Source organism: Alkalibacterium sp. s-m-28, assembly GCF_054658175.1.
Window position 1 is genome coordinate 1 of sequence record NZ_BAAGIQ010000091.1, and the last position, 7,381, is coordinate 7,381.

Here is a 7,381-nt window from a genome sequence, read left to right on the forward strand (position 1 = left end):
CATTTGCGTCCGTCTTCCTTCAGATTCCGCCTCACGGCGGACACCCTTGACTTTCGCTAACAGTTCCTACTGCCAAGTCTGTAGTGGACTTTCACCACCAAGTTGTCGCCCATGCCGGGCGCACGAACGAAAAAACAGCCGACACAGTCGGCTGTTTTCAAATCATCTTATTTAGTTAAGGTGTCTTTTTCGACCTTTCCGTCCTTGACGACATATTGAATGGTATCGGTGTCCGCCAGGCTCGCAATGTCTTCGATGGGATTGCCTTTAACGATGACAATATCGGCCAGTTTTCCTTTCTCAAGGGTGCCGACTTTGTCTTCCCATCCTAAACACTCAGCTGCCGTTTTTGTGGTAGCCACGATTGCTTCCATCGGTGTCATCCCCACATCGGTCATGAGTTCCAGTTCCCTTAAATTGAGTCCGTGAGGCATGACTCCAGCATCAGTACCCATAGCTATTTTAACTCCTGCTTTATGAGCTTTAGCGACACTTTCCTTGTGGATCTCAATGACTTCCTTGGACTTCTCGACAGCTGAATCAGGCATTCCGGATTCTTCAGCAAGTTCCAGAACCGATACTGGCGCCAGCAAGGTCGGCACCAGGAATGTTCCGTTTTCTTTCATCAGATCAATAGCTTCGTCATCGAGAAAGATGCCGTGTTCAATTGAATGGATGCCTGCCCGGACGGCCTGTTTGATTCCTTCAGCTCCCTGAGCGTGGGCCATGACTCGCACACCTTTTCTGAAACGCGCTTCTTCCACAATGACTTTCAGTTCTTCCAGAGAAAACTGGGTAAACTCCGGATGGTCGGTCGGGCTGAGTACGCCACCCGTCGCATGGACTTTAATGACCTCAGCTCCGGCACGAAGCATTTCACGGACTTTCTTCCGGACTTCTTCCACCCCGTCTGCCCGCCCGTCAGGCATCCCCGGATAATTGGCCTGAAGCAATTCAACCGTCTGGCCTGAAGTGGTATAACCATCGCCGTGTCCGCCAGTAATCGTCAGTGCATTGATGCTCAGCTGCAGACGCGGACCGGCTATCAGTCCCTCTTCCACAGCTTTCTTCACACCTAAATCCGCCCCTAATGCATCTCTGACAGATGTGATCCCGGCATACAGTGTTTTCCTCATATACTGGGCAGCCTGATAAAATCTGTAGGAAAAAGGAGTCTCCAGTCGTTTCTGAACTCCTTCAAACTCCATCATGACATGCACATGGGCATCGATAAGTCCTGGGAGGATGGTTCCTCCTCCGGCATCGACTATCGTTTCATCTCCAGTCAAGGTGTATCCTTCCGCTTCTCCTGCGTATAGCAAGGTGTTTCCTTCGAATACGACCAGCCCATCGCTGACCGGCTGTCCCCCTAGTCCGTCAATTAGACGTCCATTTTTTATAGCTGTTTTCCCCATATTATCTCCCCTATTAATTAATGTATCTTCTATTGTATACGAAGTCCAACCGCTTTACTATAATAGGATTAAAAATAAATGGCTTTATTCTAATTTATAAACTCTCATATAATGCTCTGATTTGCTTGAACCTTTACTGAATAATCTGCTCCAAAGCATAGGCCAGTTCCATTAACCGGACATCCTCTCCGTCCTGGCCGATAAGGGTTATGCCAATAGGCTCACCGGTTGCGCGAACATATCCAGGAACGGTGACTGCTGGATAACCGGATGCGGAATAGACAGCAGTGGCATAATTACTTAAAGTCAGAAGAACATCTACGGAGTCAAAGGCTTTTTTCAGTGCCTGTCGTGTAACCATCTGATTGGTTGTGATGATCTGAGTGATGTCTTCAGCAGTCTCTTCAACACCGGCTGACTGAATCAGCAGCTCCTGATTGAAAGGTGCCGTCTGATCTTCCCCTTCTTCTTCATTGAACGCTCTAATTGTCTCGAGAGTCAGTGGATGGGTCCGACTCTGATTGAAAAAAGACTTGATCCCTGTATTGAATTCATACTTCAGAACCGGAACATAGTCTACTTCAAGTGCCTTTTCATCTAAAGAATACTCAGATGGGATCGCTCCGGCTTCTTTCAGCTTCTGCCGAACATCTTCTATGATTTCTTCGTCTTCTTCTCTATAGAGGGACTTGATCGATTCGTTTTCCAGGATACCTGTTTTCACACCTTTAAATCCTGCTTCAGACCACTCTGCTTCTTCTGAAACTGCTGACGCCATTCCCTTGAAAAGCAGATACGTATCCTTGACAGTTTTCGCGATCGGTCCCGCAGTATCATGCGTTTTTGAAATGGGGATAACACCGTCCTGAGAGACCAGACCAAGTGTCGGTTTAAGTCCGACCACACCATTCTGACTGGCTGGATAGATGATAGACCCGGCCGTTTCCGACCCGACGGTAACCGGAGACAGGCTCAAGGCTGCAGCAGCGGCACTTCCTGCACTCGATCCTCCAACATCAAACTGTCCCAATGGATGCATCGTCTGTCCACCTACTGCAGAATATCCATTGGAACTGTCAGTAGACATAAAATTGGCCCATTCGGTCAAGTTTGTTTTCCCCAGAATCAGTGCCCCCTTTTCTTTAAGGAGCTGGATAAGTTCTGCATCTTCCTCAGCTATATAATCTCTAAGAACAGCAGCCCCCGCTGTAACAGGCATCCCCTTCACACTAACATTATCTTTAACGAGGACCGGCATACCATAAAGCAATTCATGCTCGTCATCAAAGACCAGTTCTTCAGCCTCCTGAACGATTGTCTCATTCAAAGAGATGACCGCATTGTACCTTTTCTGTCTGACTGTCTCATTCCAGAAGCACATCGCAATTTCGGCGTATGTAGTTCTGCCTTCTCTGACTAAATTCTGAAGTGTCTGTATATCGCTCGATAGAATCTCCCGTCTCAGTTCATCGCTCAGATGATACTCTTCATGGTCCAGCTCCAATTTGTACCGACTCTTCTTCGTACGAATATGTTGCTTGTCTATCTGCCCCGAAAGATAGTCTTTACTGTTAAATCCCATTAGTTGTCTCCCCTGTTCTATCTAAGTATTTAGTTCCTCATTTTATTATACACAAAATGAGGAAAGAGCCTTTAACATTGTTCAGCGAAGGCCCCTTCCTCTTTCAGTTCCGTTCAGTCATCAAGTTGTGCTAGTCAAAATCACCCGAGTCAAGCAGCTCCCGGACATAGGCCACATCTTTGTCTCCACGACCAGAAATAGTGATGATCACAGGCTCTTCAGGAGAAAATTCATCCGCCAGTTTTTTTACTAAGGCGACAGCATGGGCACTTTCTAGCGCCGGGATGATTCCTTCAGTTTCGGACAGGGTCTTGAAGGCAGACATGACCTCTTTTTTTGATACTGTATAGTATTCAGCACGTCCACTGTCTTTAAGATGACTATGTTCAGGCCCGATTCCCGGATAGTCCAGACCGGCAGCAATTGAATAGGTCGGTGCCGGGTTGCCGTTTTCATCTTGTAGGACAAGGGTTCTGAATCCGTGCAGATTCGCCGCTTTTCCCTTGCTCATCGTCGCTGCTTCTTCAGGCTCCGCCCCGATCAGACGCACATCAGTATCTTCAATATAGTGAGCAAAGGAGCCAATCGCATTGCTGCCTCCACCGGCCACTGCAACAACCGCTGCAGGCAGCCTGCCTTCTTTTTCAAGAATCTGCTTCTTCGATTCCTCGCTGATCACTGACTGGAAATACTTGACGATGGACGGATAGGGATGCGGTCCGACGGCTGAACCGAGGAGATAAAATGTGTGATCATAATTCTCGATCAGATCTCCTAGAGCGACATCAACGGCATCCTTCAACCGCCCTTGTCCTTGCTCGACAGGAACCACTTCTGCTCCGAGCAGCTCCATCCTGAATACATTGAGTGCCTGGCGCTCGGTGTCCAGTTTACCCATATAGATCGTACAGTCCATACCAAACATCGCGCAGGCCGTCGCAGTCGCTACCCCATGCTGTCCCGCTCCTGTCTCTGCAATGATGCGATGCGCACCCATTCGTTTGGCCAGAAGAATTTGTCCCACCACATTGTTTATCTTGTGCGCTCCTGTATGATTCAGGTCTTCTCTTTTAAGATAGATTTTCGGACCGCCGAAACGTTCTGACAACCGTTCGGCGTAGGTCAGGGGATTCTCTCTGCCGACATATTCTTTTAGAATCGACTGATATTCTTTCTTGAACGCGTCATCTTCTCTAGCCTCGTCAAAAGCAGCCTCAATCTTATCCAAAGCTGCCTGAAGGTTTTCAGGGACGAAACTGCCGCCAAATGTTCCAAAAATCCTTTTGCTGTCTCCATTATCCTTGCACTCTCCTGTTCATTTACTTTTCCCATCAGAAAATCTATTACAGTTAAATAAGCTGGGCTTTTTCTTCTTCAAACAGAGCAAACAGATCTTCCAGCGTCATTTGTGCTTTTTCTCTAGCATTCAGATCCAGTTTGATTCTTCCATTTTCGAGAACGATCAGCCGATTGCCGTACTTCAAGGCATCTTCCATCCGGTGCGTGATCATCAGACAGGTGAGCTGATGAGTTTCGATAACTTCTTGTGTCAGCTCCATCAAGCGCTTTGCCGTTTTAGGATCCAGTGCAGCAGTATGTTCATCCAGAAGCAGGAGCTCTGGCCTTGTCAATGTAGCCATAAGCAGACTCAATGACTGTCTCTGCCCACCGGATAAATGCCCCGTAGGTGTATCTAGATGTTTTTCAAGTCCATTTCCAACTGAGGCACACAGGTTTTGGAATGAGTCTCTTTGAGCCTTCAATTTTCTCGGCAGCAGATACCGCTTCTCCCCTCGTTTCAGAGCGAGCAGCAGGTTTTCCGCTACCGTCATTCGTGGGGCAGTCCCCATTTTAGGATCCTGAAAGACCCGGGCGATATGACGTGCTCTTTTTTCTTCAGGTAGTCTGGTTACTTCCTTATCTTTAATGTAAAGCTTGCCGCTGGTCAGTTCGATCGTGCCGGTGATGCTGTTGAACAAAGTCGATTTCCCTGCGCCATTCCCTCCAAGGACTGTAACAAACTCTCTTTTTCTGATGGTCAGATCTATATGATCCAGAATCGTCGTATTCTTATCGGATTGATTCTGGATCGTTTTAGTTGCTTGCTCTAAAGTCAGTAGTGTTGTCATGGCTTACCCCTCCTTCCTGATCAGTGTATCCAGTTTAAGCGCCTGCCTAATTTGTGGGATCATCAGGCAGACAGCTAGTATGGATGCGCTGAATAATCTGATATAAGTCGTATCGAAGCCGAGTCTGATTACACCGAGAAGAAGCAGCTGATACAGAATGCTTCCGATGACGATGGAAATCAGTCGTTCGCCCAGAGTCACGTCATTGAAGGCCACTTCCCCAATAATCAGTGAAGCCAGCCCAATGACGATGACACCCGTTCCTCCATTAACATCCGCATAGCCATTATTCTGAGCAATGAGAGAGCCTGCCAGCGCATTGATTCCGTTGGAAAAGACGAGCCCTATAATTTTCATGCGGTCTGTCTGAATGCCGAACGATCGAGCCATTGCTTCATTGTCTCCTGTCGCAATATAGGCCTGACCCAAGCTGGTGTAGAAGAAAAAAAGCAGCAGACCAATCACCAGACTGACTACCACTAGACCGACCACTACTGCGTCGAAATAATTGGGTAAAAAGGCTAGGCTGTTAAATATTCTTGGATGATTTAAAAGACTCAGGTTCGGACGCTGCATCACATACAGCATCACGGAATGCAGTGCCGTCATAACTAGAATACCGGCTAGAATAACTGGGACTTTTCCTTTCGTATACAGGAGACCCGTTACCAGACCCGCGCTCATCCCGGCTAGAACTGCCAGCACCATAGCGAATACGGGAGGCAGTCCATTGACAATAGCTGTAACGGCGACCGCAGCTCCTAAAGGAAACGAGCCTTCTGCTGTCAGATCCGGAAAATTCAGAATCCGATAAGTTGTGAAAATGCCGATGCCGAGTACTGCCCAAAGCAGCCCCTGTGCAATTGCTGATATGACCATAAACTGATTCCCTCTCTTATTCCCTAGTTTCGATGATGACGGCATCCTCCAGAATAGATTCTGGAATGGTGACGTTCAGACGTTCCGCTTTCTTCTGGTTGACCAGAATATCTCCTTCACTCAGGATAAAAATAGGGAACGTACTCGGGTCTTGTCCGTTCAGTACTTCTGCAGCCATCCGACCTGATTCGATCCCCATCTGCGTCTGATTGATTCCAACTGTGGCCAGCCCACCTTGAGCGATCATCAGATCGACTGTCGGAATCAGCGGCATGTCGTAACGGTCCGCTTCACTGACCACGGTGTCGAATGCACTCGCTATCGTATTGTCAGTCGGAAGATAGATCACATCGACTTCCTGAGACATGGATGCAACCATCTGCTGAATATCATTCGTACTTGATACCGTATAAGTGACCGGTTCAAGACCCATAGATTCAATCACTTCTGTTGCCCGTTCTGCTTCAGCCCTGGAATTGTCCTCACCTGAACTGTATAATAACCCGATCGTTGAGGCTTCCGGAAGAACGGCATTCATCAACTCCAGCTGAGCTTCGACCGGGGCTTGATTCTTTACACCTGTGACATTCGTTCCCGGCTTGTCTTCTGACTCCACCAGACCGGCACCGATTGGATCGGACACGGCGCCCATGATGATTGGAATCTCACTGGTTGCATTGGCAAACGCCTGGCTGGCCGGTGTCCCGATACCGATCAGCAGATCTGCCCCGTCTTCCACGAGATACTGAGCCATCGTGTTCATCAGGTTCTGATCGCCTTGAGCATTCTGAAAGTCGATTTCTGCGTTCTCCCCTTCGACATAGCCATGTTCAGCCAGCCCTTTGATTGCCCCCGCCGTAATTTCGTCCAGCGACGGATGACTGGTGGTCTGTAGGATACCGATTTTCACAGTTTCCTGTTCGTCACTCTCATCAACTACTTGTTCGCTTCCATTACCATTTCCATTGTCTATAGCTGTGTCGTCATCTGCACTAGTCAGCGAGGCAACAAAGACTCCGATAAGTAAAACTAAAATAGCGCCTAAAGTGATGATCATACCTTTTCTTTTCATAATTGATTTATCCTCTCTTAATTAAATTCATTGGTTTTTCGGTCAATTTCTTGTTGCTCCAGTCCCAGTCAGATTCCATCTGTATCCACTCCTCGTATAATAAGTTTGTAGTTAAGAATTGTTCTTAACTTAGTTGATTGATTAACTGTTTGAAAGAATGGAGCTTTCTCCCCCATTGGGGAGAAAAATTTCAAAAAGTCGCTTTTGATGATCCATTCACTTTAGTTCTTTGATAATTAAATATCTTGGTTATCGCTTGGTCATTCCGTGCTGTTTCTGTGTAAAATAGAACTAGATGGAAGAT

General features: G+C 47.4%; 6 protein-coding genes. All 6 read right to left on the bottom strand.

From position 1 onward, the window contains the following. Nucleotides 1–167: 167 nt before the first annotated feature. The 6 genes from ACYQ4S_RS09940 to trpX all read right to left on the bottom strand — a co-directional run bounded on the left by ACYQ4S_RS09940 (nucleotide 168) and on the right by trpX (nucleotide 7,077). Entirely contained in the window at nucleotides 168–1,415 is a 1,248-nt protein-coding gene (locus ACYQ4S_RS09940) for a metal-dependent hydrolase family protein (protein WP_346024199.1), read from the bottom strand. 133 nt (nucleotides 1,416–1,548) lie between these two features. After that, a complete protein-coding gene (locus ACYQ4S_RS09945; RefSeq protein WP_346024198.1) occupies nucleotides 1,549–2,997 on the bottom strand; it encodes an amidase family protein in 1,449 nt (482 codons plus the stop codon). A 130-nt stretch (nucleotides 2,998–3,127) separates the two neighbouring features. Continuing rightward, nucleotides 3,128–4,276: a tryptophan synthase subunit beta gene (gene trpB / locus ACYQ4S_RS09950; RefSeq protein ID WP_459770915.1), complete on the bottom strand. Its 1,149-nt coding sequence runs from the start codon at nucleotides 4,274–4,276 to the stop codon at nucleotides 3,128–3,130. Between the two features lie 70 nt (nucleotides 4,277–4,346). Then, nucleotides 4,347–5,126, bottom strand: coding sequence for an ABC transporter ATP-binding protein (locus ACYQ4S_RS09955; RefSeq protein WP_346024196.1), 780 nt, complete (start codon nucleotides 5,124–5,126; stop codon nucleotides 4,347–4,349). 3 nt (nucleotides 5,127–5,129) lie between these two features. Next, complete coding sequence (locus ACYQ4S_RS09960) at nucleotides 5,130–6,005, bottom strand: ABC transporter permease (protein WP_459770913.1); 876 nt, start codon at nucleotides 6,003–6,005, stop codon at nucleotides 5,130–5,132. A gap of 16 nt (nucleotides 6,006–6,021) precedes the next feature. Next, the gene (gene trpX / locus ACYQ4S_RS09965; RefSeq protein WP_459770914.1) at nucleotides 6,022–7,077 is read right to left on the bottom strand and encodes a tryptophan ABC transporter substrate-binding protein; all 1,056 of its coding nucleotides are present in this window, start codon (nucleotides 7,075–7,077) and stop codon (nucleotides 6,022–6,024) included. Between the last annotated feature and the right edge of the window lie 304 nt (nucleotides 7,078–7,381).

What these genes read in the sequence shown, in the direction of transcription:
- ACYQ4S_RS09940 (WP_346024199.1), bottom strand. Translation starts at nt 1,415, where the DNA reads ATGGGGAAAACAGCTATAAAAAATGGACGTCTAATTGACGGACTAGGG.
- ACYQ4S_RS09945 (WP_346024198.1), bottom strand. Translation starts at nt 2,997, where the DNA reads ATGGGATTTAACAGTAAAGACTATCTTTCGGGGCAGATAGACAAGCAA.
- ACYQ4S_RS09955 (WP_346024196.1), bottom strand. Translation starts at nt 5,126, where the DNA reads ATGACAACACTACTGACTTTAGAGCAAGCAACTAAAACGATCCAGAAT.
- ACYQ4S_RS09960 (WP_459770913.1), bottom strand. Translation starts at nt 6,005, where the DNA reads ATGGTCATATCAGCAATTGCACAGGGGCTGCTTTGGGCAGTACTCGGC.
- trpX (WP_459770914.1), bottom strand. Translation starts at nt 7,077, where the DNA reads ATGAAAAGAAAAGGTATGATCATCACTTTAGGCGCTATTTTAGTTTTA.